The sequence below is a fragment of the Azospira restricta genome (assembly GCF_016858125.1).
Classification (GTDB): domain Bacteria; phylum Pseudomonadota; class Gammaproteobacteria; order Burkholderiales; family Rhodocyclaceae; genus Proximibacter; species Proximibacter restrictus.
In genome coordinates this window covers 1258399-1284918 of the sequence record NZ_CP064781.1, presented here as the reverse complement: position 1 = coordinate 1284918, position 26520 = coordinate 1258399, and the positions used below count along the sequence as shown (strand labels likewise).

Sequence of the window (26520 nt, the reverse complement as noted above, 5' to 3'; positions counted from 1 at the left end):
CGCCCCGGAGCATTCGAGCGGAGCATACGTTTTTGTATGTGAGCATCGAATGTGAGGAGCAACGAAGTCGGTGGCCGCGCTCTCGTCTCGTCTTAGTTGCGCAGCGGCTTGCCGGTTTCCAGCATATGCTGGATGCGCTGCTGGGTCTTCTCGGTCTTCAGCAGCTCGACGAAGAGCTTGCGCTCGACCGTCAGCAGCCACTGCTCATCGACCAGCGAACCGGTCTCGACGTCGCCGCCGCACAGCGCCGTGGCGGCGGCCTTGGCCACCTGGTAGTCGTGCGCCGAGATCATGCCGCCCTCCTTCATGTTGGCGAGCATCATTTCGCAGTTGGCGATGCCGGTGCGGCCAGCGACCTTGATGCCGCGCGGCGACAGCTTCGGGTAGTAGCCGGCCTCGGCCAGTGCGCGCGCTTCGCGAATCGCCACGTAAAGCAGCTCGTTGGCATTGAGGACGATCTTGTCGGTTTCCTGCGCGAAGCCCAGTTCCTTGGCCTGCGCACCGCTCTTCGAGACGTTGGCCATGGCGATGGTCATGAACACCGGCTGGATGAATTCGAAGACGTCGCCGCCGCCGGTCTTCGCGGCGTTCTGCGCGGCGCGGATGGCGAATTCCTTGCAGCCGCCGCCGGCCGGGATCAGGCCGACGCCGGCTTCGACCAGGCCGATGTAGCTTTCCAGCGCGATGACGCGCTTCGCGGCATGCATCAGGAACTCGCAGCCGCCGCCGAGCGCCATGCCCTGCACCGCGGCGACGACCGGGACCTTAGCGTACTTGAAGGTCATCGACGCCTTCTGGAATTCGCCGACGTACTCGTCGAGCAGGTCGAACTTGCCGGCGGCGAGCCCTTCGGCGACTTCCTTCAGGTTGGCGCCGACGGCGAACGGCGCCTCGTGCCAGACGACGACGCCCTTCAGCCCCTTCTCGGCGCGGGCGATCGCCTCCTGCACGCCGACGATGACGTCGCGGCCGAGCGCGTGCATCTTGGTCGTGAAGGACAGGATGCCGATTTCGCCGTCGACTTGCGGCAGCTTCCACAGGCGGACGCCGGCATTTTCCCAGATCGTCTCGCCCTGCACCGCCTTCTCGCCGAGCACGCGCTCGGGGAAAAGCTGGCGCTGGTAGACCGGCAGCGTCGAGCGCGCCTGCAGCGCGTTGGCGGACGCTGAGTACGAACCGTCGGCGGAGTGCACGCCGTTGCGGGCGAACACCCAGGCCGGCAGCGGCGCATCGCTCATTGCCTTGCCGGCGGCGATGTCGTCGCGGACGGCTTCGGCGATGGCCTTCCAGCCCGCCGCCTGCCAGGTCTCGAACGGCCCCTGCGACCAGCCGAAGCCCCAGCGCATCGCGAAGTCGACGTCGCGCGCATTGTGCGCTATGCCTTCGAGGTGCACAGCGACGTAGTGGAAGATGTCGCGGAAGATCGCCCACAGGAACTGCGCCTGCGGGTGGCTGGAAGCACGCAGTTGGGCGAACTTCTCGGCCGGATTCTTGTTCTTCAGGATCGCCAGCACCTCGGCGTTCACCTCGCCGGCGGCGTCGCGGTAGTCCGGTGCGGCGAGGTCGAGGACCTTGATCGCCTTGCCGTCCTTCCTGAAGATGCCGCCCTTGGTCTTCTGCCCGAGCGCGCCCTTGGCGATCAGCGCCGCGAGCCAGGCCGGCGCGGCGTAGTACTTATGCCACGGGTCGTTCGGCAGCGTGTCCTGCATCGTCTTGATGACGTGCGCCATCGTGTCCAGGCCGACGACGTCGGCGGTGCGGTAGGTGGCGCTCTTCGGGCGGCCGATCAGCGGACCGGTCAGCGCGTCGACCTCGTCGAAGCCGAGAGCGAACTGCTGCGTGTGGTGCATCACGGCGAGGATCGAGAAGACGCCGACGCGATTCGCGACGAAGTTCGGCGTGTCGAGCGCACGCACGATGCCCTTGCCGAGGCGCGACACCAGCCAGGATTCGAGGTTGTCGAGCAGCTCGGACTTGGTGTCACGGGTGGCGATCAGTTCGACCAGCTGCATGTAGCGCGGCGGGTTGAAGAAGTGGATGCCGCAGAAGTTCGGCCGCAGGGCCGCCGGCAGGCCTTCGGCCAGGCGGTTGATCGACAGGCCCGAGGTGTTCGACGCGATGATCGCGTCCGGCGCGATGAACGGCGAAATCTTGCGATAGAGGTCGTCCTTCCACTCCATCTTCTCGGCGATCGCCTCGATGATCAGGTCGCAGCCCTGCAGCTGCTCGAGGTGCTGCTCGTAGTTCGCGGCGTCGATGTAGGCGACGCGGTCCTTGGTCGCCAGCGGCGACGGCTCCAGTTTCTTGAGGCCGTCGATGGCCTTTTTCACGATGCCGTTCGGATCGCCTTCCTTGGCCGGAAGGTCGAAGAGCACGACCGGCACTTCGGCGTTGGCGAGGTGTGCGGCGATCTGCGCCCCCATCACCCCCGCGCCGAGCACCGCGACTTTCTTGACGATGAAGTTGCTCAAGCTGTTCTCCTTTGTGGATTGGCGTTACGCACCGGCCGCCGGAACCTCGGCCGCCGAATGAAACGAACGTTTGAATTATATGTTGTTTGAACCGGAGGTCAAGAAAAAATGTGCAAAAAAAAACGGCGCCCGCAGGCGCCGTCTTCACAAGGCTTGGTCCGGTCAGAACGTGTGGTTGTACTGGACCGACAGCAGGTCTGCCGTATTGTTGTCCCACTTGCCGTTGACCGTCTGCCGCAGCGTCTCCGCACCGGGGAAGCCCGTCGTCACGCGGCGGTTGGTGCGCGCATCCTTGAAGAAGATGTGCGAGTAGCCGAAATCCACCGAACTGACCTTCGACAGCTGATACTTCGCGCCGAGAGACAGCCAGGTACGGTCGGAGTCGGGCAGGGTCATCGTCCGGTCCTGGGCCGACTTCACCGGCGACTTGTCGTGCGCCACGCCGAAGCGGAACTTCCACTGGTCGTTGTACTTGTAGTTGGCACCGAGGCCGACGCGCCACGTATCCTTGAAATTGTAGGAAAGCTTGGCGAGCGAAGTGCCGCTCGACTTGATCTTGAGGATCACGTCGTCGACCACGCTCCATTCGGTCCAGGTGATATCGCCCAGCAGCTCCCAGCGGTCGCTCAGCTGCTGCGCCACCGCCAGTGAGGCACTCGCCGGGGTCTTCAGCGTCGCCTTGATCTTGTGGTCGGCCGTGGCATTGCCGCCGGCAGCTACCGCCGTCGCGACATCATAGTCGCCCTCCAGCTTGAACTTGATTTCCGAGCGGTAGGTCAGGCCGACCCGGGTGCTCGGCGACAGCTGGAACATGGCGCCGAGGTTGTAGCCATACGCCCAGTCGTCACCCTTGATGTCGATGAAATTGTTGGCTGGGAAAGGGCCGGCCGCCAGCGGCACGCCTTGCTTGAAGTGGGTCGAATTGTGGGCGATGTTCAGCCCCGCGCCGAGCGACACCTTGTCGTTGAGCTTGAAGGCGATCGACGGATTGATGTTGACCTGCTTGATCTCGGCGAAGTAGCCGGCGTTGCGGCCGGTGAACTCGAAATCGTATTCAGTCTTGTTGCCGAAGGTCGGCGACACGCCGACGCCGACCCACAGGTCGGGAGAGAGCGAATAGGCCCAATAGCCGAACGGGATCAGCGACAGGCCGCCGGCATCGCCGCCATCGTCGCGGGGGCTGTGAAGCGGAGCAAGCCCCGAGTTCGAAACCGTACCGGCATCGTCGAAGTTGATCGTGCGACGCAGCAGCGTGCCACCAACCGAGATGTTGTGACCTTTCTGCAGATAGGTCATACCGGCCGGGTTGAAATAGATCGTACCCGCATCTTCCGCCGCAGCCGCAGCCCCGGCAAATGCCGTACCGTTGCCCGAGCCAGTCTGGTTCTGCAACGCAAAGCCCGACGCGCCTGCCACGCCGGCGAAACTTGCCATGATCAGCGCCGGAATCAGGCGCATGGTCAGCCCCTTGGTCATACTTTGGTCTCCTAAGTCTTGAATTATCGTTAGAAAATGGTTTTCTTCCGACTTTAACAACAGCATTAAACAAAAAAACAACAGCGAAAGGCTAGCGTTACTCGACCTTCGGCAATTCCCGCTTGACCCCTTGTTGGGTAATCGCAACATAGGTCAGCGTCGCCTCTGTCACTTTCACCGTCACTGGATCGGTTGGGTTGCGTTCGGCATAAACCTCGACGTTTACCTTGATCGAGGTGCGTCCGGTTTCGACGATTTCGGCGTAGAAGCTCACCACATCACCGACCGACACCGGTTGCTTGAACAGGAACGAGTTGACCGACACCGTCGCCACCCTGCCGCGGGCACGCCGCATGGCGGGGATGGCGCCGGCCACATCGACCTGGGCCATGATCCAGCCACCGAAGACATCGCCGTTCTGGTTCACGTCCGCCGGCATCGGCATGACGCGCAGCGTGGGCTGGCCTTGCGGCAGCTGGACAGGTTCTTCAGCCATTCTTTTTCGCCTGGTAGTTGAGGGGACCACCGGTAAAGGGAGCAAAACCGGTACCGAATATTACCCCGGCGTCGGCCAGGTCGGCGTCGGCGACGATGCCCTCTTCTACCAGCTTGCGGGTCCGTTCCAGCAGCGGTTTCGCCAACCGCTCGGCGAGTCCGGCCGGGACCGCCCCCGGGGCCCCCTTGGCCGGTTTGCCGCTGCGGTGGTCGTAGAACCCCTGGCCGGACTTCTTGCCGAGCTTGCCGGCGTTGAAGCGCTCGACCAGGCATTTCGGCGGTTCCGCCCCGGCGCCGGCGAGCGCTTTGCCGGCGGCCATCGCGACGTCCAGCCCGACCATATCGACCAGTTCGACCGGCCCCATCGGCATGCCGAAGGCGAGCATCGCCTCGTCGACGGTCTCGGGCGAGAGGCCTTCGTCGACGGCGCGCATCGCCTCCAGCATGTACGGCCCGAGCACGGCGTTCACCAGGAAGCCCGGCGCGCTCTTCACCGGCAGCGGCAGGCGGTCGATCTGCCTGACGAAGGCGGCGGCCTTCTTCGCCATCTCCGGGTCGCCGCCGTCGGCCGACACCACCTCGACCAGCGGCATCTTCGCCACCGGGTTGAAGAAGTGGATGCCGACCAGGCGCGCCGGGTTCTTCAGCACCGTGCGCAGATCCTCCAGCCGCAGGCTGGAGGTGTTGGTCGCCAGCACCGCGTCCGGGCGCATCACCGCGTCGAGCTTCCCGAACAGCGCGTGCTTGGCCTCGACGTTCTCGAAGATCGCCTCGATCACCACGTCGGCGTGCGCAGCGCCGCGGCCGTCGGGATCGGGAATCAGGCGGTCCATCACCGCGCGCAGCTGCAGCTTGTCCTTGATGCGCTTGGCGAACGTGGCACGCGCGCGCTTCAGCGCCGGCGCGATGCGCTCCATGTTCTGGTCCTGCAGCGTCACGGTCAGGCCGCGCAGCGCGCACCAAGCGGCGATGTCGCCGCCCATCACGCCGGCGCCGACGACATGCACGCGCTGCGCCTTGAAGTCGACGTCCTTGCCGAAGCCCTTCAGCCGCTCCTGCAGGAAGAAGACGCGGACCAGGTTGCGCGCGGTCGGCGAGCGGACGATGCCGTCGACCAGTTCCGGCGCCGCCAGCGCGTTGCCGTTGTGCTGCGCCCAGATGTCGATGATCGCGTACGGCGCCGGGTAGTGCTCCGGCCGCGCCCGCTTCGCGACCTGCTTCTTCGCGCCGTTGGCGACGACGAACTTGAGCGGGCCGTTGAACAGCTTCTGCACGAAGGGCAGCGGCCGCCGCGGCTGGTTCGACAGCACCAGCAGGCGCGCGGCGTTCTCCATCACGCGCGGCGGCACGCAGTCGTCGGCCAGCCCGAGGTTGCGCGCGCGCCTGGCGTCGAGCGTCTTGCCGGTCAGCATCATGTCCAGCGCCGCGGCCGGACCGACGCGCTCGGGCAGACGCAGCATGCCGCCCCAGCCGGGGAAGATGCCGAGCATCACTTCCGGCAGGCCCATCTTCGTACCCGGCTCGTCGACCGCCAGCAGGTAGCGGCAGGCCAGCGCCAGCTCGAGGCCGCCGCCGAGGCAGTGGCCGCGCACCAGCGCCAGCGTCGGGTAGCGCACGGCGGCGAGGCGGTTGAACAGGTTCCAGCCGCGCTCGACCAGCTCGCGCCCCTTCTCGGCAGTGTCGAGCTGCGTGAATTCCTGGATGTCGGCGCCGGCGATGAAGCCGGCTTCCTTGCCGGAGCGGAAGATCAGCGCCTTCGGCGGGTTGCGGTCGAGCGCATCGAGCAGCTGGGCGAGCTCGCCCATCACCGCCTTCGACAGCGAGTTGGCCGATTCGCCGGCCTTGTCCAGCGTCGCCCAGGCGATGCCTTCGCCATCGACCGCGACGCGCCAGTGTTGCAGATTGAGGTTCATCATTTCCTGTTCTTTCAATGCAGGGCCGCGCCGCTTGCAGCAAAGGCCAGCGATACCGCACCGGGGCCGACGTTGACGGCGGCGGTCTTGCTCATCGGCGACAGCAGGATGTCGACCTGCCGCTCGCGTGCCGCCTGCGCCAGCGCAACGTAGCCCGGCAGCTTCGGCACGGCGTCGAGCGCACCGCCATAGCTGATGCAGACGTAGGGGACTTCCAGCCCGCGCCGGACGCGCTCGGCGGCCTTGGTGAACAGCCGCTCGACGCCGGCTTCGAAGCCGCGCACCTTGTCCACCGGGCCGGTCGCGTCCTGATGGCAATGCAGGATCGGCTTCACGTCGAGCATCGAGCCCAAGGTGTAGGACCCCCAGCCGATGCTCTTGTCGCCCTTCTTCGACGCCCGCTTGTAGATATGGAAAAGGTCGGCCGGCACCATGTAGGTGTGCGTCTGGTCGACCAGCACGCGCAGCCGGGTACCGATCTCGCTCGGTGTGCCGCCGGCGCGGATCAGCCGGATCGCCTCCGCGGCCAGCACCGCCTGCCCGGTGAACATGTTGCGCGACGACAGCACCGCCAGGCCGAAACGCTCCGGCACGCCGGCCTGACGACGGATCTGCTTGTACTTGGTGAGGATCGTGCGCGAGGCCTGCATCGCGTGGTCGTAGATCGGACTGCGGCCACTGGTGATGGTCAGGCAGAAGACGTAGTCATAGTCGAGCACGAGGCGCTCGAGGAAGAGGGATTCGATCTGCTGCACCGAATAGGGGATCGACTCGGCGAAATCCTCGCTCTTGCGGTCCAGGTGCTTCGCATAGAAGGCATGCGTTTCCGCCGGATCGCGCCGGTCCTCGACGAGGGTGTCGCCGATGCGCAGCGTGATCGGCATGACGACCACCCCGTGCGCATCGATGAACTCCTTGGGCAGATCGCAACACGAATCGACAACGACGCCGATGCGCATCGCTCAGCCCCCCGTCGCCTCGACCAGCATCGCGCCGCCGAGGCCGCCGCCGATGCAGATCGACGCCATGCCACGCTTCGCCTGCCGTTCGCGCAACACGTGCAGCAGGTGCAACACGATGCGCGCGCCGGAGGCGCCGACCGGGTGGCCGATGGCAACGGCACCGCCATCGACGTTGAGCTTGTCCTCGTCGAGTGCGCCGAGGGCGCCCGGCAGACCGAGCTGCCCGCGGCAGTAGTCGTCGGATTTCCAGGCCTCGACGCAGGCCATCACCTGCGCGGCGAAGGCCTCGTTGATCTCCCAGGCGTCGAGGTCGTTCAGTCGCAGCCCATGGCGCTGCAGGATCGGCGTCGCCGCATGTACCGGCCCGAGGCCCATCTGCGCGGGGTCGAGCCCGGCCCACTGGCTGTCGACGATGCGGCCGAGCGGGTTCAGGTTCCACTTGTTCACCGCCGCTTCGGAGGCGAGGATCAGCCAGGCGGCACCGTCGGTGATCTGCGAGCTGTTGGCGGCGGTGACGTTGCCGTACTTCTTGTCGAAGAAGGGCTTCAGCTTGGCCATGCCGGCCATGCTCGCATCCGGGCGGACGCCGTCGTCCTCGGCATAGACGTTGCCCTGGTCGTCGACCAGCGGCACGATTTCGCCGAAGTGGCCGGCGGCGCGTCCGGCGACGGCGCGCAGGTGGCTGCGCACCGAGAACTCGTCCATCTGCTGCCGGGAGAGGCCGAATTTCCACGCCAAGTTCTCGGCGGTCTGCCCCATCAGCAGGCCATTGACCGGGTCGGTCAGCCCCTTCATCAGGCCGATCACCGGCGACAGCAGCATGCCCGGGCGCAGCCTGGCGAACTGCTTCAGCTTGGCGCCGGTGCTGCGCGCCTGCGCCATCTGCGCGAACCACAGCACCATCGCCTCCGAGTACAGCAGCGGCGCGCGCGACAGCGCATCGACGCCGCCGGCCAGCACCAGCTGCGACCGGCCGGACTGGATGTTGGCCATCGCCGAGTCGAGCGCCTGCATGCCGCTGGCGCAGTTGCGCATCACCGTCCAGCCCGGCACGTCGAGGCCGCAGCCCATGCGCAGCGCAACCATGCGTCCGATGTTGGTTTCGTCCGGCGACGGCGCCGCGCAGCCGAGGATCACTTCGTCGAGGTCGGACGGCTGGAACGGCTGCCGCGTCAGCAGCGAGCGCCCGGCTTGTACCGCCAGGTCGCTCGCCGCGAACGGCCCGGGCGCGTTCCTCGCCTTGAGGAAGGGCGTGCGCGCGCCATCCACCACATACACAGGTTGGAAGCCCACTGTGCGTTCTCCTTTGGTTAATTCTGTCGTTCGTTTTAAACGCCCTGAACGATGCCCGAGCGCGGTGGCTGGCCCATCGTTCAGGGGGTTTGCGCTGTCTTACGCAGCGGCCTTGTGTTGCGGTACCGGCAGGCGCTCCGACAGACCGTAGTCCATCGGGAAGTCGTCGACGCGAATGACGATGTCGCGCAGTTCGTTGCGGCGCTTCAGCACCGCGTACTCGGCGGCGGTGACGACGCCGGCGGCGAAGGCGGCGTGCGCCAGGTCGCGCACGTTGGCCTCCGGGTTGTCGTCGAAGACCCCGTCCTTTTCCGCGGCGCGGATCTTCGCCTCGATCGGCTCGGCCGCGATCGTCGCCTGCAGCGCGAGCTCGACGGCACCGACCGGCTCCTGCTCGGCATGCTCCCCCCGCGGCACGTAGGTCTCGGCGGTGAGCCGTGCTCGCGTCGCCGACGGCTCGATGATCGCCTTCGCCACCTGGTGGCCGAGATCGTCCGCCGGCACGACGTAGGGATGGCCGAACGGGAAGATGATGCGGTTGAGGAAGAAGGCGACGAACTTGCTCGGGTAGTTGGCGATGACGCCGTCGAAGGCGAGCTGGGCCTTGAACATCGAATCCCAGATCGACCAGTGCATCAGCGGCGCGTCGGCCTGCTGGCGGCCTTCCGATTCATAGCGCTTCAAGGTCGCCGACATCAGGTACATCTGCGAAAGGATGTCGCCGAGGCGGGCGGAGAGCTTCTCGCGGCGCTTCAGGCCACCGCCGAGGACCAGCATCGAAACATCGGAGAGGAAGGCGAAGGCGGCCGAGAAACGGGTCAGCTGCTGGTAGTAGCGCTTCGCTTCCGGCGCGACGTTGGCCGGCACCGGGACGAAATGCGAGCCGGTCAGGCCGTACCACAGCGCGCGCACACCGTTGCCGATGGTGAAGCCGACGTGCGCCCACAGCGCGCGGTCGAACTGGTCGAGCCCCTGCGTCGCATTCGGGTTTTGCGCCGCCAGCATTTCCTTGAGCACGTAAGGATGGCAGCGGATGGCGCCCTGGCCGAACAGGATCAGGCTGCGCGTCAGGATGTTGGCGCCCTCGACGGTGATGCCGATCGGCACCTGCTGGTAGGCGCGGCCGAGGAAGTTCGACGGCCCGAGGCAGATACCCTTGCCGCCGATGACGTCCATGCCGTCGTTGACGACGACGCGGGCACGCTCGGTGACGTGGTACTTGGCGATCGCCGAGACGACCGACGGCTTCTCGCCGAGGTCGACGGCGCCGGCGGTCATCTTGCGCACGGCGTCCATCATATAAGTGTAGGCGCCGATGCGCGTCAGCGCCTCCTCGACGCCTTCGAACTTGCCGATCGCCATCTTGAACTGGCTGCGCACGCGGGCATAGGCACCGACGGTGCGGGCGGTCAGCTGTGCCATACCGGTGTTCGACGACGGCAGCGAGATCGAGCGGCCGGCAGCCAGACACTCCATCAGCATGCGCCAGCCCTGACCGGCCATCGCCGGGCCGCCGATGATGTAGTCGAGCGGCATGAAGACGTCCTTGCCGCGCGTCGGACCGTTCATGAACATCGCGTTCAGCGGGAACAGGCGGCGGCGCGTCTCGACGCCCGGGGTATCCCACGGCACCAGCGCACAGGTGATGCCGATGTGCTTCTTGTCGCCGAGCAGGCCGTCCGGGTCGTAGAGATGGAAGGCGAGGCCGAGGATCGTGCACACCGGACCGAGCGTGATGTAGCGCTTGTCCCAGGTGACGCGCATGCCGACCACTTCCTTGCCCTGCCACATGCCCTTGCAGATGATGCCGACGTCGGGAATCGAGGCCGCATCCGACCCCGCCCACGGGCTGGTCAGCGCGAAGGCCGGGATTTCCAGGCCCTTCGCCAGCCGCGGCAGGTAATGGTTCTTCTGCGCGTCGGTGCCGTAGTGCAGCAGCAGCTCGGCCGGGCCGAGCGAGTTCGGCACCATCACCGACACCGAGAGCGCCGACGAACGCGTCGACAGCTTGGTCACCACCTGCGAGTGGGCGTAGGCGGAGAACTCCAGGCCGCCGTACTTCTTCGGGATGATCATGCCGAGGAAGCCCTTGTCCTTGATGTACTTCCAGGCTTCCGGCGAGAGATCCTGGTCCTCGTGCGAAACCTTCCAGTCATCGACGAGGCGGCAGGCTTCCTCGACCTCGTTGTCCATGAACGACTGCTCTTCCGGCGTCAGCTTGGGCACCGGATAGGCCAGCATCTTGTTCCAGTCCGGCTTGCCGCGGAACAGCTCGCCATCCCACCAGACCGTGCCGGCCTCGAGCGCCTCGCGCTCGGTATCCGACATCTGCGGCAGGATCTTCTTGTAGGTCGAAAAAACAGGCCGGCTGATCAGTGCCCGCCGGACAGGCCGGACACCGATCAGCACGGCAACTGCCACCGCTACCACGGCGAGCAGAGGGATGATCGTTTCGATCATGGGTGTTCTCCTTTAATGGTCTTCTCTTAGGCCGCTTTGCTCGGCTCTGTTTTGCGTGTTTGCTGCGGGCTCACGGCGAACTGCGGCAAGGGTGCGCGCAGGCCGCCGAGCAGGAAGGGCATCACCCGCGCCGACAGCAGCTCGGCGGCACGCGGCCCCTCGTTGTTCAGGTCGAGTTCACAGCCGGTGACCACCTGCAGCGCATCGGTGCCGGCAATCGCGTACGACATCGCGCCGAGCATCAGGTGGAAGCGCCAGATGATTTCCTCGTGCGGCACGTCGGGCAGCGCGCGGAACAGCGCGCGCTTGTAGCGGTCGACGACTTCGGCGTATTCGCCGGCGAAGAAGGTACGGATGAAATCCGCCGGTTCGGTCAGCGTGCGCCCGAGCAGGCGCAGGAAGGTCATGCCGCCGAGCGACTCGTCGGTGCCCATGTGCAGCAGCGTGCCGAAGAAGGCCTCGAGGATCGCCGACGGCTTCAGCGGCTCGCCCTTGGCCTGCGCCTCCATCTCGTCGAGCAGGCGCAGGCGCTCGCGGTTGAGCCAGGCCAGGCGGCGGCGGAAGACCTCGCGCAGCAGGGCTTCCTTGGAACCGAAGTGGTAATTGACCGCGGCGAGATTGACGCCGGCGGCGCCGGTGATCATGCGCATCGACGTGCCTTCGTAGCCGCTCTCCATGAACAGGCGCTCGGCGGCATCAAGGATGCGTTCGCGGGTATCGGGCTGGACTCGGGCTTCGCTCATATCGGGAACGGGAAGGTTGGTTGATGGCTTCAGTTCAAACGTTCGTTTAAATCATATGTGTGAGCCGCGCCGAACGCAAGCATTTTTTTCAATTTCGCACTCGGGCTTTTTCGCCCTGTGCCGCCAAGGCATACTGGCACCATAAAACCAAGACGTCCGCCCGCCCCGACATGACCCGCAACCTGCCACCCAAGTCCCCGCCCGCCGACCGCCCCCCGGCCGATACGCACGTCTGGCGCACGCTGCGCCTGCTGTTTCCCTACCTCTGGCAGTACCGCTGGCGGGTGCTGCTGGCGCTCGCCTGCCTGGTCGGCGCCAAGTTCGCCAACGTCGGCGTGCCGCTGGTGTTCAAGGAGATGATCGACGGCATGACGCCGGAGCGGCAGCTGCTGGCGATGCCCGTCGGCCTGCTACTGCTCTACGGCGCGCTGCGCTTCTCGACCTCGCTGTTTACCGAGTTGCGCGAAATCCTGTTCGCCCGCGTCACGCAGCAGGCAGTGCGCCGCATCGCACTCGAGGTCTTCCGCCACCTGCACGCACTGTCGCTGCGCTTTCACCTCGACCGCCAGACCGGCGGCGTCTCGCGCGACATCGAGCGCGGCACCCGCTCGATCTCGGCGCTGATCAGCTACACGCTCTATTCGATCCTGCCGACGCTGGTCGAGGTCGGGCTGGTGCTCGGCGTGCTGCTCATCCAGTACGACGCCGTCTTCGCGCTGATCACGCTGGCGTCGCTGGTCGCCTACATCGTGTTCACGGTCCTCGTCAGCAACTGGCGGATCGGCATCCGGCGGGCGATGAACGAGACCGACTCGGCGGCGAACACGCGCGCGATCGACAGCTTGCTCAACTACGAGACGGTGAAGTATTTCAACAACGAGGAGTTCGAGGCGCGACGCTACGACGAGCAGTTGCGCAAATGGGAGGACGCCGCAACCACCAGCCAGGTGTCGCTGTCCTGGCTGAACCTCGGCCAGCAGGCGATCATCGCCGCCGGCGTCACCGCGATGATGTGGCGGGCGGCGAGCGGCGTCGTCGACGGCACGATGTCGATCGGCGACCTGGTCCTGGTCAATGCCTTCCTGATCCAGCTCTACGTGCCGCTCAATTTCCTCGGCGTCGTCTACCGCGAAATTCGCCAGGCACTCGCCGACATCGAGCGCATGTTCGACCTGCTCACCGTCAACCGCGAGGTCGCCGACGCGCCGGACGCGCGCGAGCTGCCGACCGGACCGCTGGCCGTGCATTTCGACGGCGTCGGCTTCGCCTACGAAAAGGAACGGCGCATTCTCGAGCACGTCAGCTTCACGATCGCCCCCGGCCGCACGGTCGCCGTCGTCGGCCATTCGGGCGCCGGCAAATCGACGCTGGCGCGGCTGCTTTACCGCTTCTACGACGTCAGCGAGGGCCGCATCCTGGTCGGCGGCATCGATCTCCGCCGGCTGAAGCAAGCCAGCCTGCGCGCGGCGATCGGCATCGTTCCGCAGGACACGGTGCTGTTCAACGACACGATCCGCTACAACATCCGCTACGGCCGGCCCGACGCCAGCGACGCCGAAGTCGAGGCGGCGGCGCGGGCGGCGCAGCTGCACGAGTTCATCGCCAGCCTGCCGCTGGGCTACGAGTCGCGCGTTGGCGAGCGCGGCCTCAAGCTCTCCGGCGGCGAAAAACAGCGCGTGGCGATCGCCCGGGCGCTGCTCAAGAACCCGCCGATCCTGATTTTCGACGAGGCCACCTCGGCGCTCGACACACAGACCGAGCAGGCGATCCAGGGCAGCCTGGAGGCGGCCGCACGCGGCCGCACGACGCTGGTCATCGCGCACCGCCTGTCGACGGTGATGAACGCCGACGAGATCCTGGTCATGGACGGCGGCCGGATCGTCGAGCGTGGCCCGCACACCGCGCTGCTGGCCAGCGGCGGCGCCTACGCCCGCATGTGGCTGCTGCAGCAGGAGGAAGAAGCGCTCGCCTGAAGTCGCTATACTGGGCGCTCGCTCATCGACACGCCCGACGCCATGCCGGACAGCACCGTCAAAGCGGCAAGCGGCATGCGCCCGGGCCGCAGCTCCTGGACCTTTCCCGTCGCCGTCTTCGCGCTCAGCGCCGGCATGACGATCGGCATCCACCAGTACGAACGGCACGCCGACGCGCTCACTTGGCAGGCGAACCTGTCCCGCGAGGCGGCGCAGGTCAGCAGTGAACTGCGCGACCGGCTGCGCATGCACGCCCAGCTGCTGCGCGCGGTGCGCGCCTTCCAGGAAACACGCGCGGCCGGCGACGACAGCTGGCAGAACTTCGCCCGCCGCTTGCCGCTCGAGCGACCGCTGCAGGACATCCGCGCCTACGGCATCGCGTTGCTCGCCGCCGATGGCAAAGCGCTGCCGGTACGCCACGTCGCAGCCGGCGACGGCCGCCATGGCGCAGGCGCCGACCTGCTGGCCGAGCCTCGCCAGGCGGAAGCGATCGAACTCGCGCGCGACCGCGACGACGTCGTCGTCAGTCGCCGCATCGAGTTCGCCGGCGCAACGGAGGCGGCCCCGCGCGAACCGGGCGTGCTGATGGTGCTGCCGCTCTATCGCCCCGGCGCGCCGCAAGGCACCGTCGCCGAACGGCGCCGCGCATTCGCCGGCGTCGTCTTTGCCGCGTTCCGCATGCGCGATTTCGTGCACTCGCTGAGCCGCGCGGACGCCGGCGCGCTGGCGCTGCGCATCCTCGACGAGGATTCGTTCAACCTCGCCGCCGACGGACAGTCGCTCAGCCTGCTCTACGATTCGGGAACGATGGCCGACGGCGGCTTCGGCGAGACGCGCGAGTTCGAGTTCGGCCAGCGCAACTGGCACCTGCGCTTCAGCGCCCGGAGCAACGCCGGCGAGCGGCGCGACACGCCGGCGCTGCTGCTCTTCGGACTGCTGATCAGCGCCCTGCTGGCCCTCGCCAGCCGCGCGCAGGTCGGTCACCGCGAACGGGCGGAACGGCGTGCGCAGGAAATCGGCCGCGAACTGCGGCAGTCCGAGGAGCGCTTCAAGCTCGCCGCCGAGGGCGCCAACGACGGTATCTGGGACCGCAACCTGGAGGACGGCACGGTCTGGCATTCCGACCGCCTGAAGGCGATCCTCGGCTTTCCGGAGGAGGTCGCGACGGCCAGCGTCGACTTCTTCCTGTCGCGGGTCCATGCGGACGACCGGCCGCTGCTCGAGCAGGCGCTCGAACGCCACTTGCGCGACCGCCAGCCGTACAGCGTCGACTACCGCTTCCGCAAGGGTGACGGGGAGTGGGCCTGGTTCCGCTCGCGCGGCCAGGGCGTCTGGAACAGCGACGGCCGGGCCGTCCGCCTGGTCGGATCGATCGCCGACGTCACCGCACAGAAGAGCGCCGAAGGCGAGGTCGCGCGCTATCGCGACTTCCTGGCGACGGTGCTGAAGTTCATCCCGCAGCCGGTCTTCGTCAAGAACCGCCGGCGCGAATACATCGCGGTCAACGCGGCGTTTTGCGCACTTGTTGATTTGGCCGAGGAGGACATCCTCGGCCGCATCGAAATCTGGCGCGAGCCGCTGCCCGCCGGGCTTGCCGGGCACATCCGGGAGATGGACGAGCGCGTCCTCGCCGGCGGCGGCGAGCAAGTCGAGGAGCAGGAGCTGCCGATGCGGACCGGGCGGCGCATCGTGATCGCACGCAAGACCCTGGCGACGGGACCCGACGGCGAGCCGATCGTGATCGGCACGCTGACCGACGTCACCGAGCTGCGCCGCGCCGAGCGCGAGCGCATCGCCGCCGACCGTCAGCGCAAGGCGATCCTAGACGCCGCCACCGAGGTTTCGATCATCGCCACCGATCGCGACGGACTGATCACCGTGTTCAACCGCGGCGCCGAAAAGATGCTTGGCTATTGCGCCGAGGAGATGGTCGGACGCACGACGCCGGAGCGGATCCATCTGCCACACGAAGTCGCGGAGCGCGGCCGCTTCCTGAGCGCGGAGCTGGGGAAACCGGTTTCCGGCTTTGCGGTCTTCGTCACGCTGGCCGGAATTCACGGCGCCGAGCAGCACGAATGGACTTATGTGCGCAAGGACGGCTCGCAGCTTGCCGTCAGCCTGGTCGTCACCGCCATGCGCGACGAGAACGGCGAGCTGACCGGCTACCTCGGCATCGCCACCGACGTCAGCGAACGCCAGCGCGCGCTTGCCGAGCTCGAGCGGCAGCGCGTGCGGATGGAAACGATCATCGAGCACATTCCCGGCGGCGTGTCGTTGATCGACCAGGAACTCAATTTCATCGCCGCCAACCGCGAGCTGAAGACGGTCCTCGAGCTGCCGGAGACGCTGTTCGCGGCCGGTCCGCCGTCGCTCTATGCGGTAGCGCTGTTCAATTCGCGGCGCGGCGAATACGGACCGGGAGATCCGCAGGCGCTGGCGATGCAGCTCGTCGAGCGCGCCCGCCACCCGGTGGCGCACGTTTTCGAGCGGACGCGCCCCAACGGAAGGACGATCGAGGTGCGCGGGACGCCGCTGCCGGACGGCGGCTTCGTCACCATCTACACCGACGTCACCGAGCGCAAGCGTGCGGAAGCTGAGCTGCTTCGCCACCGCGACCATCTGCAGGAGCTGGTCGACGAGCAGACCGTCGACCTGCGGCGGGCGAAGGAGGCGGCGGAAGCGGCGAACGAGGCGAAGTCGGAATTCCTCGCCAACATGTCGCACGAGCTGCGCACCCCGCTGCACTCGATCCTCAGCTTCGCCGCACTCGGCGGCGAACGTGCTGCGGTCGCCGCCGAGGACAAGCTGGCGCACTACTTCCAGCGCATCCGCGACAGCGGCGGCCGCCTGCTGTCGCTGGTCAACGACCTGCTCGACCTGTCCAAGCTGGAAGCCGGCATGATGCGGATCGACGCAACGACGCACGACGTGCTGCCGCTGCTGAACGAAGTGATCGCCGAACTCGAACCGCTGGCCGCGACGCGTGCGCTGCGCTTCTCGGTCGCGTCCGCGGCAACGGCGACGACCGCCTTCGTCGACCCCGGCCGCATCGCGCAGGTGCTGCGCAATCTGTTGTCGAACGCGATCAAGTTCTCGCCCGACGGCGGCACGGTCGATATCGCCATCGCCGACGCCCGGCTCGCCAGCGGCCGGCGAGCCGGCGACGCGCACGATCTGGCGGCGCTGCAGATCGAGGTGCGCGATCACGGGGTGGGTATTCCCGAGGCGGAACTGGAGCTGGTGTTCGAGAAGTTCGTGCAGAGCAGCGCAACCAGCACCGGCGCCGGCGGCACCGGACTCGGGCTGCCGATCTGCCGCGAGATCGTGCGCGCCCACCGGGGGACGATCCGGGCATGCAATAATCCGCGGGGAGGAGCGTCGCTGATCGTCACCCTGCCCCGCGAAGCCCCCGCTTTCCCCTAAGGACATCCGCCGATGGGCACACCGCGTCTGCTGGTCGTCGATGACGAGCCGATCAATCTGGAAATCGTTGCCGAGTATTTCGACGGGCTCGGCTATACGCTCGACACCGCCACTCACGGCGAGGAGGCGTGGACACTGATGGACGGCGGCGGGCATTACGACCTCATCGTGCTCGACCGGATGATGCCGGTCCTCGACGGCATCGCGCTGCTGCGGCGGATCAAGGCCGACCGCCGTTTCGCGGAAACGCCGGTGATCATGCAGACCGCCGCCGGCGCCCCCGACCAGATCCGCGAAGGACTCGCCGCGGGCGCCTACTACTATCTGGTGAAGCCCTATGAACGCGACTCGCTGCTGGCGATCGTGCGCAGCGCGCTGACCGACAGCACCGCGCGCGACCAATTGCGGCAGCGCCTGGCGGAACACGGCAATGCGCTGAAACTGCTGAGCAACGCCGAGTTCTCGCTGCGCAGCGTCGACGAGGCGAGCGCACTGGCGGCCTTCCTCGCGCTCGGCTGCCCGCGACCGGAGGCGGCGGTCATCGGCATCTCCGAGCTGCTCGTCAATGCCGTCGAACATGGCAATCTCGGCATCAGCTACGCGGAAAAGGCCATGCTGAAGCAGACCGACCGCTGGCTGGAGGAAGTGCAGCGCCGCCTCGATCTGCCGGAAAACCGGCACAAGCACGTGCGCGTGACCCTGACCCGGACCGACAGCGCGGTCTGCATCCGCGTTGAAGACGAAGGCAGCGGCTTCGACTGGGCCCCCTATCTCGACTTCGATCCGCAGCGCGCTTGCGACCCGAACGGGAGGGGCATCGCCCTGGCGCGGGCTGCCAGCTTCGATTCGCTCTGCTACGAGGGCTGCGGCAATACGGTTGTCGCCACCATCGCCCACACCGACCAGGCCTCTCCGCCATGCCCGAACTGCCGAAACTGAAGATCCTGACCGTCGACGACAACCGTACCAACCTGCAGATCCTGCAGGTGTTCCTGCGCAAGCTCGGACACGAGGCGATCCTCGCCGAGGACGGCGAGCGCGCGCTGGCGCTGTACGAGGAACACCAGCCCGACCTGGTGCTGATGGACATCATGATGCCGGTGATGGACGGACTCGAGGCCACCCGGCGGATTCGCGCGCTACCGTCGGAGCGCTGGGTGCCGATCATCTTTCTGTCGGCGCTCGACCGCGACGAGAATCTGGTCGGCGGTCTCGACGCCGGCGGCGACGACTATCTGTCGAAACCGATCAACTTCGTCGTGCTCGAGGCCAAGATGCGCTCGATGCAGCGCACGCTGATGCTGCAGCAGAGCGTCAGCGACTCGCTGCGGCGGCTGCAGTCGATCTCCGACAATGTGCTCGAGGCGCTGGTCACGATCGACTCGCGGGCCATCATCACCTCATGCAACCGCATGGTAGAAGACCTGTTCGGCTGGCCGGTTGACGAACTCGTCGGCCAGAATGTCTCCGTCCTCTGTCCCGAACCGCACCGCAGCCGTCATGACGATTACGTACGCGAGTACATCGCCGGCGGCCCGCCGAAGGTTATCGGCATCGGCCGCACGGTCACCGCCCGGCATCGCAGCGGGCGCGAATTCCCCGCCGAGCTGACGATCAGCGAGGTGCGCCTCGAAGGCCAGCGCACCTTCATCGGCGTCATCCGCGACATCAGCGAGCGCAAGCGCGCGGAAGACTTGCTGCGCGACAACGCCGAGAAGCTGCAACGCTACTACGACGCGAGCGAGGCCGAGAACCAGCTGGCGACGGCGCTGATCGAACGGCAGATGATGCGCAAGGAGCTCGACGACCCGCTGATCCGCTACTGGCTGTCGCCGGCGCTGCATTTTTCCGGGGACGTTCTCGCCGCGGCGCGTGGCCCGGACGGCAGGCTGTATGCGATGCTGGCCGACGCCACCGGCCATGGCCTGACCGCCGCGATCAGCACGGTACCGCTGCTGACGCTGTTCTATCGGCTGGTCCGGCAAGCCCCGACGCTAGGCGCGATGATGAGCGAGATCAACCAGCAGATGCGTGACGCGATGCCGGTCGGCCGCTTTGTCGCGGCCTGCGCGGTCTGCCTCGACCCGGCGGAGCGCAGCGGCGAAATCTGGGTCGGCGGGATGCCGACCGCGTTCCTGCTCGACGACGCCGGCAACGTCGCCGCCGCGTATGGATCGACGGCGTTGCCGCTGGGTATCGCCGACAGCAGCGCCGAGGAATTCCAGCCGGTCCGTTTTTCCTGGCGCGGGAGCTGCCAGCTGGCGCTCTACTCAGACGGCCTGCTTGAGGCGGCCAACGTCGCCGGCGAGCAGTTCGGAGAGGCGCGCCTGCTGCAGGCGCTGCGCGATGCGCCTGCAGCGCGCCGGAAGGAGGCGATGCAGGACTCGCTGCTGGGCCACCTCGACACTTCGCCGCCGCAGGACGACGTCTCGCTGCTGCTGCTCGACTGTCGCTGAGCGGGCGGTCGCAACGCCGCGGCGCGCCGGGAGATGGGCAAAAAAAAAAGCCAGGTCGAGACCTGGCTTTTTCGTTTTTGCCGAGGGGCTCAGGCGGCTTCGGCCACTTCCGCCGGCGCTTCGGTGGGCTCCGGGCGATCGAGCAGTTCGACGTACGCCATCGGCGCATTGTCGCCGACGCGGAAGCCGCACTTCAGGATGCGCAGGTAGCCGCCATTGCGGTTGGCGAAGCGCGGACCCAGCTCGTCGAACAGCTTGACGACGACGTCGCGGTCGCGCAGGCGGTCGAACGCCAGACGGCGGTTGGCCAGCGACGGCTTCTTGCCGAGGGTGATCAGCGGCTCGACGACGCGGCGCAGCTCCTTGGCCTTGGGCAGGGTGGTCTTGATCGCCTCGTGCTTCAGGAGCGACACGCTCATGTTGCGAAACATCGCCAGGCGGTGGCTGCTGGTGCGGTTGAGTTTGCGAAGTCCCAAACGGTGACGCATTTTGTGTTCCTCTCTGTTTCAGTCCCGCCAGGCTTACTTCTCGAGACCGGCCGGCGGCCAGTTTTCGAGCTTCATGCCCAGGGTCAGGCCGCGCGCGGCCAGCACTTCCTTGATTTCGTTGAGCGACTTGCGACCGAGGTTCGGCGTCTTCAGGAGCTCGTTCTCGGTGCGCTGGATCAGGTCGCCGATGTAGTAGATGTTCTCCGCCTTCAGGCAGTTGGCCGAACGGACGGTCAGCTCGAGATCATCCACCGGGCGCAGCAGGATCGGATCGACCTGGATCGACTTCTGCTGCTCGACCGGAACGGCGGTGCCTTCCAGGTCGGCGAAAACGGAAAGCTGGTCGATCAGCATGCGCGCCGCGGTGCGGATCGCATCCTCGGGCTCGACGACGCCGTTGGTCTCGATGTCGATGATCAGCTTGTCGAGGTCGGTACGCTGCTCGACGCGGGCGCTTTCGACGTTGTAGGCGACGCGGCGGACCGGGCTGAACGAAGCGTCGAGCACCAGCTTGCCGATGCTCTTGTTGTCGCCGAGGTTGCGCACGTTGCCGGGAACATAGCCGCGGCCCTTCTCGACCTTGATCTCCATCGCCAGCTTGCCGCCGGCGGACAGATGAGCGATCACGTGATCCGGGTTGATGATCTCGACGTCATGCGAGGTCTCGATGTCGCTGGCACGGACGACGCCCTCGCCCTCCTTCTTCAGCTGCAGCACGACCGAATCACGGCCGTGCAGCTTGAAGACGATGCCCTTGAGGTTGAGCAGGATGTCGACGATGTCTTCCTGCACACCGTCCAGCGTCGAGTACTCGTGCAGAACGCCGTCGATCGACACTTCGGTCGCGGCGTAGCCCTGCATCGACGAGAGCAGGATGCGGCGCAGCGCATTGCCGAGGGTGTGACCGTAGCCGCGTTCGAACGGCTCCATCACGACCTTGGCCTGCACCGGCGAGACGCTCTGCACGTCGATGATGCGGGGTTTCAGAAGTCCAGTTTGCATGTGCTGTCCTTTGCCTTATGGGCGGCGGGTCTGCGATTACTTCGAATACAGTTCGACGACGAGGCTTTCGTTGATCGTCGACGGCAGTTCGCTGCGCTGCGGGACAGCCTTGAAGGTGCCCTTGCCGTTCTTGATATCAACTTCCAGCCACTCGGGGAAACCGCGAGCTTCGGCCGCTTCCATCGCCGCCTTGACGCGCAGTTGGCCCTTGGTCTTGTCGGCGAGTTCGATGACATCACCAGGACGAACCACGTAGGACGGAATGTTCACACGCTTGCCATTGACCAGCACGCCGTTGTGGCGGACGACCTGGCGCGACTCCGAGCGCGAGGCACCGAAGCCCATGCGGTAGGCGACGGCGTCGAGGCGCGACTCGAGGAGTTGCAGCAGGTTTTCGCCGGTCTGGCCCTTGCGGCGCTCAGCTTCGGCGAAGGTCTTGCGGAACTGGCCTTCGAGCACGCCGTAGATGCGGCGGATCTTCTGCTTCTCGCGCAGGTGCACGCCGTAGTCGGACAGGCGCTGGCCGGACTTCTGGCCGTGCTGGCCGGGCGCGTACGAACGGCGCTCGATGGCACACTTGTCAGTGAAGCACTTTTCGCCCTTGAGGAAGAGTTTCTCCCCTTCGCGGCGGCACTGACGGCATTTCGGATCGAGATTGCGAGCCACTTTTCCTTCTCCTTAGATGCGGCGCTTTTTCGGCGGACGGCAGCCGTTGTGCGGAACCGGGGTCACGTCGGTGATCGACGTGATCTTCATGCCCAGTGCGTTGAGCGCACGAACGGACGACTCGCGGCCGGGGCCGGGGCCCTTGATCCGCACTTCGAGGTTCTTCACACCGCACTCCTGGGCAGCCTTGCCGGCGGCCTCGGCGGCGACCTGCGCGGCGAACGGCGTCGACTTGCGCGAGCCCTTGAAGCCGGCGCCGCCCGACGTCGCCCACGACAGGGCGTTGCCCTGGCGGTCGGTGATGGTGATGATCGTGTTGTTGAACGAAGCGTGGATGTGGGCAATGCCCTCGGCCACGTTCTTCTTGACTTTCTTGCGAACTTTGGTAGCAGTCTTGGCCATGATCAGTCCCTATTACTTCTTACCGGCGATCGCCTTGCGCGGGCCCTTGCGGGTGCGGGCGTTCGTGCGGGTACGCTGGCCGCGGACCGGCAGACCCTTGCGGTGGCGCAGGCCACGATAGCAACCAAGGTCCATCAGTCGCTTGATGTTCATCGTCACTTCGCGACGCAGGTCGCCTTCGACGGTGAACTTGCCGACTTCCTCACGCAGCTTGTCCATCTCGCTGTCGTTGAGATCCTTCATCTTGGTCGAACGGTTGATGCCAGCGGCGTCACAGATCTTCTGCGCGCGCGTGCGGCCGATACCGTAGATCGCGGTCAGCGCGATCTCGGCATGCTGGTGGTTGGGAATGTTTACCCCGGCAATACGGGCCATCGATTCACCCCGAAAATGCGAAACTTACAATTATATCTTCAATCGCCTAACGACTCAAACGAGCGAGTCGTGACGATCAGCCCTGACGCTGCTTGTGGCGCGGATCGGTACAGATCACGCGCACGATGCCATTGCGCCGAATGATTTTGCAGTTGCGGCAGATGCGCTTAACAGATGCCAGCACTTTCATTTTTCAACTCCTGGTTTTCGGCTCATGGCGCAGCCAGCCAATCGCCCTGTTGCTTCTTGCGTAGAGATCTTTACTTGGCCCGGAAGGTGATGCGCGCCTTCGACAGGTCATACGGTGTCAGTTGCACGGTGACCTTGTCGCCGGGAAGGATGCGGATGTAGTGCATGCGCATCTTGCCGGAGATGAAAGCGTGCACCACGTGCCCGTTTTCCAGCTTCACCTTGAACGTCGCGTTGGGCAGGTTCTCCAGAACCTCGCCCTGCATTTCAATCAGGTCTTCCTTCGCCATTCCTTACCCGCCCGCTTCCCCGCTCACCGGCCGGGAATGCCGGCGCCCTTGAAGTTCGCCTTCTTCAGCAGGCTTTCGTATTGGTGCGACATCACGTAGGCCTGCACCTGCGACATGAAGTCCATGGTCACGACCACGATGATCAGCAGCGAGGTACCGCCGAAATAGAACGGCACGTTCCACTTCAGGATCAGGAACTCCGGCAGCAGGCAGACCACGGTGATGTAGGCCGCGCCGACCAGCGTCAGCCGCATCAGAATCTTGTCGATGTAGCGCGCGGTCTGCTCGCCCGGGCGGATACCGGGAACGAACGCGCCGCTCTTCTTCAGGTTGTCGGCGGTCTCCTTCGAATTGAAGACCAGCGCCGTGTAGAAGAAGCAGAAGAACACGATCGCAGCGGCGTACAGCATCACGTAGATCGGCTGACCGGGCGATAGCGTCGCCGCAACGTCCTTCAGCCAGCGCATCGAATCGCCCGAGCCGAACCAGCCGGCGACAGTGGCCGGGAACAGGATGATCGACGACGCGAAGATCGGCGGAATGACACTCGCCATGTTCAGCTTCAGCGGCAGGTGCGAGCTCTGGCCGCCGTAGATCTTGTTGCCGACCTGACGCTTGGCGTAGTTCACCAGGATCTTGCGCTGGCCGCGCTCGACGAAGACGACGAAGGCAGTCACCAGCACCACCAGGATGCAGATGAAGATCGCGGTCAGGGGGTGCATCGCACCGGTGCGGGTCAGCTCGAGCAGGCCGCCGATCGCGTTCGGCAGGCCGGCGGCGATGCCGGCGAAGATGATGATCGAGATGCCGTTGCCGAGGCCGCGCTCGGTGATCTGCTCGCCCAGCCACATCAGGAACATCGTGCCGGTGAGCAGCGTCGTCACCGTCGTCAGGCGGAACATGAAGCCGGGATCGAGCACCAGCCCGGGCTGCGCTTCCAGCGCGATGGCGATGCCGACGCCCTGGAACAGGGCGAGCACGACGGTGCCGTAGCGGGTGTATTGCGTGATCTTGCGACGACCCGCCTCACCTTCCTTCTTCAAGGCCTCCAGCTGGGGGCTGGCCACGCTCATCAGCTGCATGATGATCGATGCCGAAATGTACGGCATGATCCCCAGCGCGAAGATGGTGAAGCGCGACAGGGCGCCGCCCGAGAACATGTTGAACATGCCCAGGATGCCGCCCTGCTGGCTGTTGAAGAGATCGGAAAGCGCGGCCGCGTCGATGCCCGGCACCGGGATGTGCGCCCCGATGCGGTAAACGACCAGGGCGCCCAGCAGGAACCACAAGCGACGCTTGAGGTCGCCGAACTTTCCGCTCTTGCCGATGGTGTTGGGAGTAGTCGCCAATCCGCTTACCTATCGCGCCGATTACTCGCCGACCGAGCCGCCGGCGGCTTCGATCGCGGCCTTGGCACCCGCGGTCGCGCCGACGCCCTTCAGCGTCACCTTGCGGCCGACTTCGCCGGAGAGGACGACCTTGGCCGACAGCGCCAGCTGCGGCACGAGGCCGGCCTGCTTCAGCGTCTGCAGGTCGATCTCGTCGACCGGCAGCAGGGCCAGCTCGGACAGGCGCACCTCGACGTTACGCGCATTGGTCAGCGAAACGAAGCCGCGCTTCGGCAGACGGCGCTGCAGCGGCATCTGGCCGCCTTCGAAGCCGACCTTGTGGAAGCCGCCGGAACGCGACTTCTGACCCTTGTGGCCGCGGCCGCCGGTCTTGCCCAGGCCGGAGCCGATGCCGCGACCGACGCGGCGCTTGGCGTGCTTGGCGCCTTCGCCCGGTTGAATGGTGTTCAGCTTCATCTCAGCCCTCACACTTCACGAGGTACGAAACCTTGTTGATCATGCCGCGAATCGCCGGCGTGTCCTGCAGCTCGGCCGAGCTGTTCAGGCGACGCAGGCCGAGGCCGCGCACGGTGGCGCGGTGCGACTGCTTGGTACCGATCAGGCTCTTGACGAGCGTAACCTTGATCTTCTTGTCAGCCATGGTGATTACCCCAGGATCTCTTCAACCGACTTGCCGCGCTTGGCAGCGATTTCCGCCGGCGTGCTCTGGCCCATCAGCCCGTTGATCGTGGCGCGCACGATGTTGTACGGATTGGTCGAGCCGTGCGCCTTGGCGACGATGTTGGTCACGCCCATCACCTCGAAGACGGCACGCATGGCGCCGCCGGCGATGATGCCGGTACCTTCCGGCGCCGGCTGGATCAGCACCGTCGACGCGCCGTGGCGGCCGATCACGGTGTGATGCAGGGTGCCGTTCTTCAGGCTGACCTTGGCCATCTTGCGACGCGCCTCGTCCATCGCCTTTTGCACGGCGACCGGCACTTCGCGCGACTTGCCCTTGCCCATGCCGATGCCGCCATCGCCGTCGCCGACCACGGTCAGTGCGGCGAAGCCGAGGATCCGGCCGCCCTTGACCACCTTGGTCACGCGATTGATGGAGACCATCTTCTCGCGCAGGCCATCATCACGCTCTTCGGCCTGCTGCGGTTTCTTGCTTTGCGGTTTTGCCATTTCTTACTCCGATCCTTTCGCCGATCAGAACTTCAGCCCGCCCTCGCGGGCGGCTTCGGCCAGGGCCTTGATCCGGCCGTGATACTTGAAGCCGGAGCGGTCGAAGGCGACGGTTTCGATGCCGGCAGCCTTGGCACGCTCGGCGATGAGCTTGCCGACGGCCGCCGCGGCGGCGACGTTGCCGCCGTTGGTGATGTCCTTGCGAACCCCGGTTTCGAGCGTGGACGCGGACGCCAGCACCTTCGAGCCACAGTCGGAAATCAGCTGGGCGTAGATGTGCAGGTTGGTGCGATTCACGCACAAGCGCACGGCTTTCAGCTCGGCAATCTTGGCCCGGGTTTTGCGGGCACGGCGCAGACGCGCTTGTTTCTTGTCGATCATTTGGCCACCTTACTTCTTCTTCGTTTCCTTGAGGATCACCACTTCGTCGGCATAGCGCACGCCCTTGCCCTTGTAGGGCTCCGGCGAACGGTAGGCGCGGACTTCAGCCGCGACCTGGCCGACGAGCTGCTTGTCGATACCCTTGATCAGGATCTCGGTCTGCGACGGAGTCTCGACCTTGATACCGGCGGGCATCTTGTGCGCAACCGGGTGGGAGAAGCCGAGCGACAGGTTCAGCGTATCGCCCTGCGCCTGCGCGCGGTAGCCGACGCCGACCAGCGTCAGCTTCTTCTCGAAGCCCTTGGAAACGCCATTGACCATATTGTTGAGGTTGGCGCGCACGGTACCCCACAGCGCGGCGGCGTTCTCGACGCCGGCGACGGTGGAGCACTGCAGCGAATCACCGGAAACCTCGACCTTCACGGCCGGGTTGGCCTTGAAGCTCAGCGAGCCCAGCGGGCCCTTGACGACGATCTGCTCGCCGACGGTGACTTCGACACCCTTCGGCAGCGCGATCGGATTCTTGCCTACACGCGACATGAT

The 26520-nt window shown here is 66.0% G+C and carries 25 protein-coding genes; 4 read left to right on the top strand and 21 right to left on the bottom strand.

Annotated elements, in window-relative coordinates; translation table 11 throughout:
• Positions 1-92: 92 nt before the first annotated feature.
• From IWH25_RS06235 to IWH25_RS06200, 8 genes are all read right to left on the bottom strand, one after another.
• Positions 93-2423, bottom strand: a complete 2331-nt coding sequence (locus IWH25_RS06235; RefSeq protein ID WP_420827044.1) for a 3-hydroxyacyl-CoA dehydrogenase/enoyl-CoA hydratase family protein — start codon at positions 2421-2423, stop codon at positions 93-95.
• Positions 2424-2633: 210 nt separating this feature from the next.
• Positions 2634-3947 carry an OmpP1/FadL family transporter gene (locus IWH25_RS06230; RefSeq protein ID WP_203388462.1) on the bottom strand — a complete coding sequence of 438 codons (1314 nt, stop codon included), beginning with the start codon at positions 3945-3947 and terminating at the stop codon, positions 2634-2636.
• A 97-nt stretch (positions 3948-4044) separates the two neighbouring features.
• Positions 4045-4443 carry an acyl-CoA thioesterase gene (locus IWH25_RS06225; protein ID WP_238999015.1) on the bottom strand — a complete coding sequence of 133 codons (399 nt, stop codon included), beginning with the start codon at positions 4441-4443 and terminating at the stop codon, positions 4045-4047.
• Positions 4436-6355, bottom strand: a complete 1920-nt coding sequence (locus IWH25_RS06220; RefSeq protein ID WP_203389165.1) for a 3-hydroxyacyl-CoA dehydrogenase NAD-binding domain-containing protein — start codon at positions 6353-6355, stop codon at positions 4436-4438. Before IWH25_RS06220 ends, IWH25_RS06225 begins: the two co-directional genes overlap by 8 nt.
• Positions 6356-6369: 14 nt before the next feature.
• Positions 6370-7314, bottom strand: a complete 945-nt coding sequence (locus IWH25_RS06215) for a DegV family protein (protein ID WP_203388461.1) — start codon at positions 7312-7314, stop codon at positions 6370-6372.
• 3 nt (positions 7315-7317) lie between these two features.
• On the bottom strand, positions 7318-8610 hold the full coding sequence (locus IWH25_RS06210) for an acetyl-CoA C-acetyltransferase (RefSeq protein ID WP_203388460.1): 1293 nt from the start codon (positions 8608-8610) through the stop codon (positions 7318-7320).
• 99 nt (positions 8611-8709) lie between these two features.
• Complete coding sequence (locus IWH25_RS06205; RefSeq protein ID WP_203388459.1) at positions 8710-11070, bottom strand: acyl-CoA dehydrogenase; 2361 nt, start codon at positions 11068-11070, stop codon at positions 8710-8712.
• Positions 11071-11096: 26 nt separating this feature from the next.
• Positions 11097-11813 (bottom strand): TetR/AcrR family transcriptional regulator, encoded by a 717-nt coding sequence (locus tag IWH25_RS06200; protein ID WP_203388458.1) that lies wholly within the window; start codon positions 11811-11813, stop codon positions 11097-11099.
• A 170-nt stretch (positions 11814-11983) separates the two neighbouring features.
• Between IWH25_RS06200 and IWH25_RS06195 the strand changes: the two genes are divergently transcribed.
• From IWH25_RS06195 to IWH25_RS06180, 4 genes are all read left to right on the top strand, one after another.
• On the top strand, positions 11984-13786 hold the full coding sequence (locus IWH25_RS06195; RefSeq protein ID WP_203388457.1) for an ABCB family ABC transporter ATP-binding protein/permease: 1803 nt from the start codon (positions 11984-11986) through the stop codon (positions 13784-13786).
• A gap of 75 nt (positions 13787-13861) precedes the next feature.
• On the top strand, positions 13862-17209 hold the full coding sequence (locus IWH25_RS06190; RefSeq protein ID WP_203388456.1) for a PAS domain S-box protein: 3348 nt from the start codon (positions 13862-13864) through the stop codon (positions 17207-17209).
• Positions 17210-17221: 12 nt separating this feature from the next.
• Positions 17222-18148, top strand: a complete 927-nt coding sequence (locus IWH25_RS06185; protein ID WP_203388455.1) for a response regulator — start codon at positions 17222-17224, stop codon at positions 18146-18148.
• The gene (locus IWH25_RS06180; protein WP_203388454.1) at positions 18127-19665 is read left to right on the top strand and encodes a SpoIIE family protein phosphatase; all 1539 of its coding nucleotides are present in this window, start codon (positions 18127-18129) and stop codon (positions 19663-19665) included. Before IWH25_RS06185 ends, IWH25_RS06180 begins: the two co-directional genes overlap by 22 nt.
• An 89-nt stretch (positions 19666-19754) precedes the next feature.
• On the opposite strand, the gene rplQ is transcribed toward IWH25_RS06180, so the two are convergent.
• The 13 genes from rplQ to rplF all read right to left on the bottom strand — a co-directional run bounded on the left by rplQ (position 19755) and on the right by rplF (position 26517).
• Entirely contained in the window at positions 19755-20153 is a 399-nt protein-coding gene (rplQ, locus tag IWH25_RS06175) for a 50S ribosomal protein L17 (protein ID WP_203388453.1), read from the bottom strand.
• A 33-nt stretch (positions 20154-20186) separates the two neighbouring features.
• Positions 20187-21155, bottom strand: coding sequence for a DNA-directed RNA polymerase subunit alpha (locus IWH25_RS06170; RefSeq protein WP_203388452.1), 969 nt, complete (start codon positions 21153-21155; stop codon positions 20187-20189).
• Positions 21156-21191: 36 nt separating this feature from the next.
• Positions 21192-21821, bottom strand: a complete 630-nt coding sequence (gene rpsD, locus IWH25_RS06165; protein WP_203388451.1) for a 30S ribosomal protein S4 — start codon at positions 21819-21821, stop codon at positions 21192-21194.
• Positions 21822-21833: 12 nt separating this feature from the next.
• The gene (rpsK, locus tag IWH25_RS06160; protein ID WP_203388450.1) at positions 21834-22223 is read right to left on the bottom strand and encodes a 30S ribosomal protein S11; all 390 of its coding nucleotides are present in this window, start codon (positions 22221-22223) and stop codon (positions 21834-21836) included.
• Between the two features lie 12 nt (positions 22224-22235).
• Positions 22236-22598, bottom strand: a complete 363-nt coding sequence (gene rpsM / locus IWH25_RS06155; RefSeq protein ID WP_203388449.1) for a 30S ribosomal protein S13 — start codon at positions 22596-22598, stop codon at positions 22236-22238.
• Between the two features lie 76 nt (positions 22599-22674).
• Positions 22675-22788 carry a 50S ribosomal protein L36 gene (rpmJ, locus tag IWH25_RS06150; RefSeq protein ID WP_203388448.1) on the bottom strand — a complete coding sequence of 38 codons (114 nt, stop codon included), beginning with the start codon at positions 22786-22788 and terminating at the stop codon, positions 22675-22677.
• Positions 22789-22858: 70 nt separating this feature from the next.
• On the bottom strand, positions 22859-23077 hold the full coding sequence (gene infA / locus IWH25_RS06145; protein WP_203388447.1) for a translation initiation factor IF-1: 219 nt from the start codon (positions 23075-23077) through the stop codon (positions 22859-22861).
• Between the two features lie 23 nt (positions 23078-23100).
• A complete protein-coding gene (gene secY / locus IWH25_RS06140; RefSeq protein ID WP_203388446.1) occupies positions 23101-24426 on the bottom strand; it encodes a preprotein translocase subunit SecY in 1326 nt (441 codons plus the stop codon).
• Between the two features lie 21 nt (positions 24427-24447).
• Entirely contained in the window at positions 24448-24882 is a 435-nt protein-coding gene (gene rplO, locus IWH25_RS06135; RefSeq protein ID WP_203388445.1) for a 50S ribosomal protein L15, read from the bottom strand.
• Between the two features lies 1 nt (position 24883).
• Positions 24884-25066, bottom strand: a complete 183-nt coding sequence (gene rpmD / locus IWH25_RS06130) for a 50S ribosomal protein L30 (protein ID WP_203388444.1) — start codon at positions 25064-25066, stop codon at positions 24884-24886.
• Between the two features lie 5 nt (positions 25067-25071).
• Positions 25072-25596, bottom strand: coding sequence for a 30S ribosomal protein S5 (gene rpsE, locus IWH25_RS06125; protein ID WP_203388443.1), 525 nt, complete (start codon positions 25594-25596; stop codon positions 25072-25074).
• A 24-nt stretch (positions 25597-25620) separates the two neighbouring features.
• A complete protein-coding gene (gene rplR, locus IWH25_RS06120; RefSeq protein WP_338022739.1) occupies positions 25621-25974 on the bottom strand; it encodes a 50S ribosomal protein L18 in 354 nt (117 codons plus the stop codon).
• Positions 25975-25986: 12 nt separating this feature from the next.
• Positions 25987-26517 (bottom strand): 50S ribosomal protein L6, encoded by a 531-nt coding sequence (gene rplF, locus IWH25_RS06115; protein ID WP_203388441.1) that lies wholly within the window; start codon positions 26515-26517, stop codon positions 25987-25989.
• Positions 26518-26520 lie beyond the last annotated feature (3 nt).

Coding starts and splice junctions, on each gene's coding strand:
- IWH25_RS06235 (WP_420827044.1), bottom strand. CDS start 2,423: ATGGGGGCGCAGATCGCCGCACACCTCGCCAACGCCGAAGTGCCGGTC.
- IWH25_RS06230 (WP_203388462.1), bottom strand. CDS start 3,947: ATGACCAAGGGGCTGACCATGCGCCTGATTCCGGCGCTGATCATGGCA.
- IWH25_RS06225 (WP_238999015.1), bottom strand. CDS start 4,443: ATGGCTGAAGAACCTGTCCAGCTGCCGCAAGGCCAGCCCACGCTGCGC.
- IWH25_RS06220 (WP_203389165.1), bottom strand. CDS start 6,355: ATGAACCTCAATCTGCAACACTGGCGCGTCGCGGTCGATGGCGAAGGC.
- IWH25_RS06215 (WP_203388461.1), bottom strand. CDS start 7,314: ATGCGCATCGGCGTCGTTGTCGATTCGTGTTGCGATCTGCCCAAGGAG.
- IWH25_RS06205 (WP_203388459.1), bottom strand. CDS start 11,070: ATGATCGAAACGATCATCCCTCTGCTCGCCGTGGTAGCGGTGGCAGTT.
- IWH25_RS06200 (WP_203388458.1), bottom strand. CDS start 11,813: ATGAGCGAAGCCCGAGTCCAGCCCGATACCCGCGAACGCATCCTTGAT.
- IWH25_RS06195 (WP_203388457.1), top strand. CDS start 11,984: ATGACCCGCAACCTGCCACCCAAGTCCCCGCCCGCCGACCGCCCCCCG.
- IWH25_RS06190 (WP_203388456.1), top strand. CDS start 13,862: ATGCGCCCGGGCCGCAGCTCCTGGACCTTTCCCGTCGCCGTCTTCGCG.
- IWH25_RS06185 (WP_203388455.1), top strand. CDS start 17,222: ATGGGCACACCGCGTCTGCTGGTCGTCGATGACGAGCCGATCAATCTG.
- IWH25_RS06180 (WP_203388454.1), top strand. CDS start 18,127: ATGCCCGAACTGCCGAAACTGAAGATCCTGACCGTCGACGACAACCGT.
- rplQ (WP_203388453.1), bottom strand. CDS start 20,153: ATGCGTCACCGTTTGGGACTTCGCAAACTCAACCGCACCAGCAGCCAC.
- IWH25_RS06170 (WP_203388452.1), bottom strand. CDS start 21,155: ATGCAAACTGGACTTCTGAAACCCCGCATCATCGACGTGCAGAGCGTC.
- rpsK (WP_203388450.1), bottom strand. CDS start 22,223: ATGGCCAAGACTGCTACCAAAGTTCGCAAGAAAGTCAAGAAGAACGTG.
- rpsM (WP_203388449.1), bottom strand. CDS start 22,598: ATGGCCCGTATTGCCGGGGTAAACATTCCCAACCACCAGCATGCCGAG.
- rpmJ (WP_203388448.1), bottom strand. CDS start 22,788: ATGAAAGTGCTGGCATCTGTTAAGCGCATCTGCCGCAACTGCAAAATC.
- infA (WP_203388447.1), bottom strand. CDS start 23,077: ATGGCGAAGGAAGACCTGATTGAAATGCAGGGCGAGGTTCTGGAGAAC.
- rplO (WP_203388445.1), bottom strand. CDS start 24,882: ATGAAGCTGAACACCATTCAACCGGGCGAAGGCGCCAAGCACGCCAAG.
- rpmD (WP_203388444.1), bottom strand. CDS start 25,066: ATGGCTGACAAGAAGATCAAGGTTACGCTCGTCAAGAGCCTGATCGGT.
- rpsE (WP_203388443.1), bottom strand. CDS start 25,596: ATGGCAAAACCGCAAAGCAAGAAACCGCAGCAGGCCGAAGAGCGTGAT.
- rplF (WP_203388441.1), bottom strand. CDS start 26,517: ATGTCGCGTGTAGGCAAGAATCCGATCGCGCTGCCGAAGGGTGTCGAA.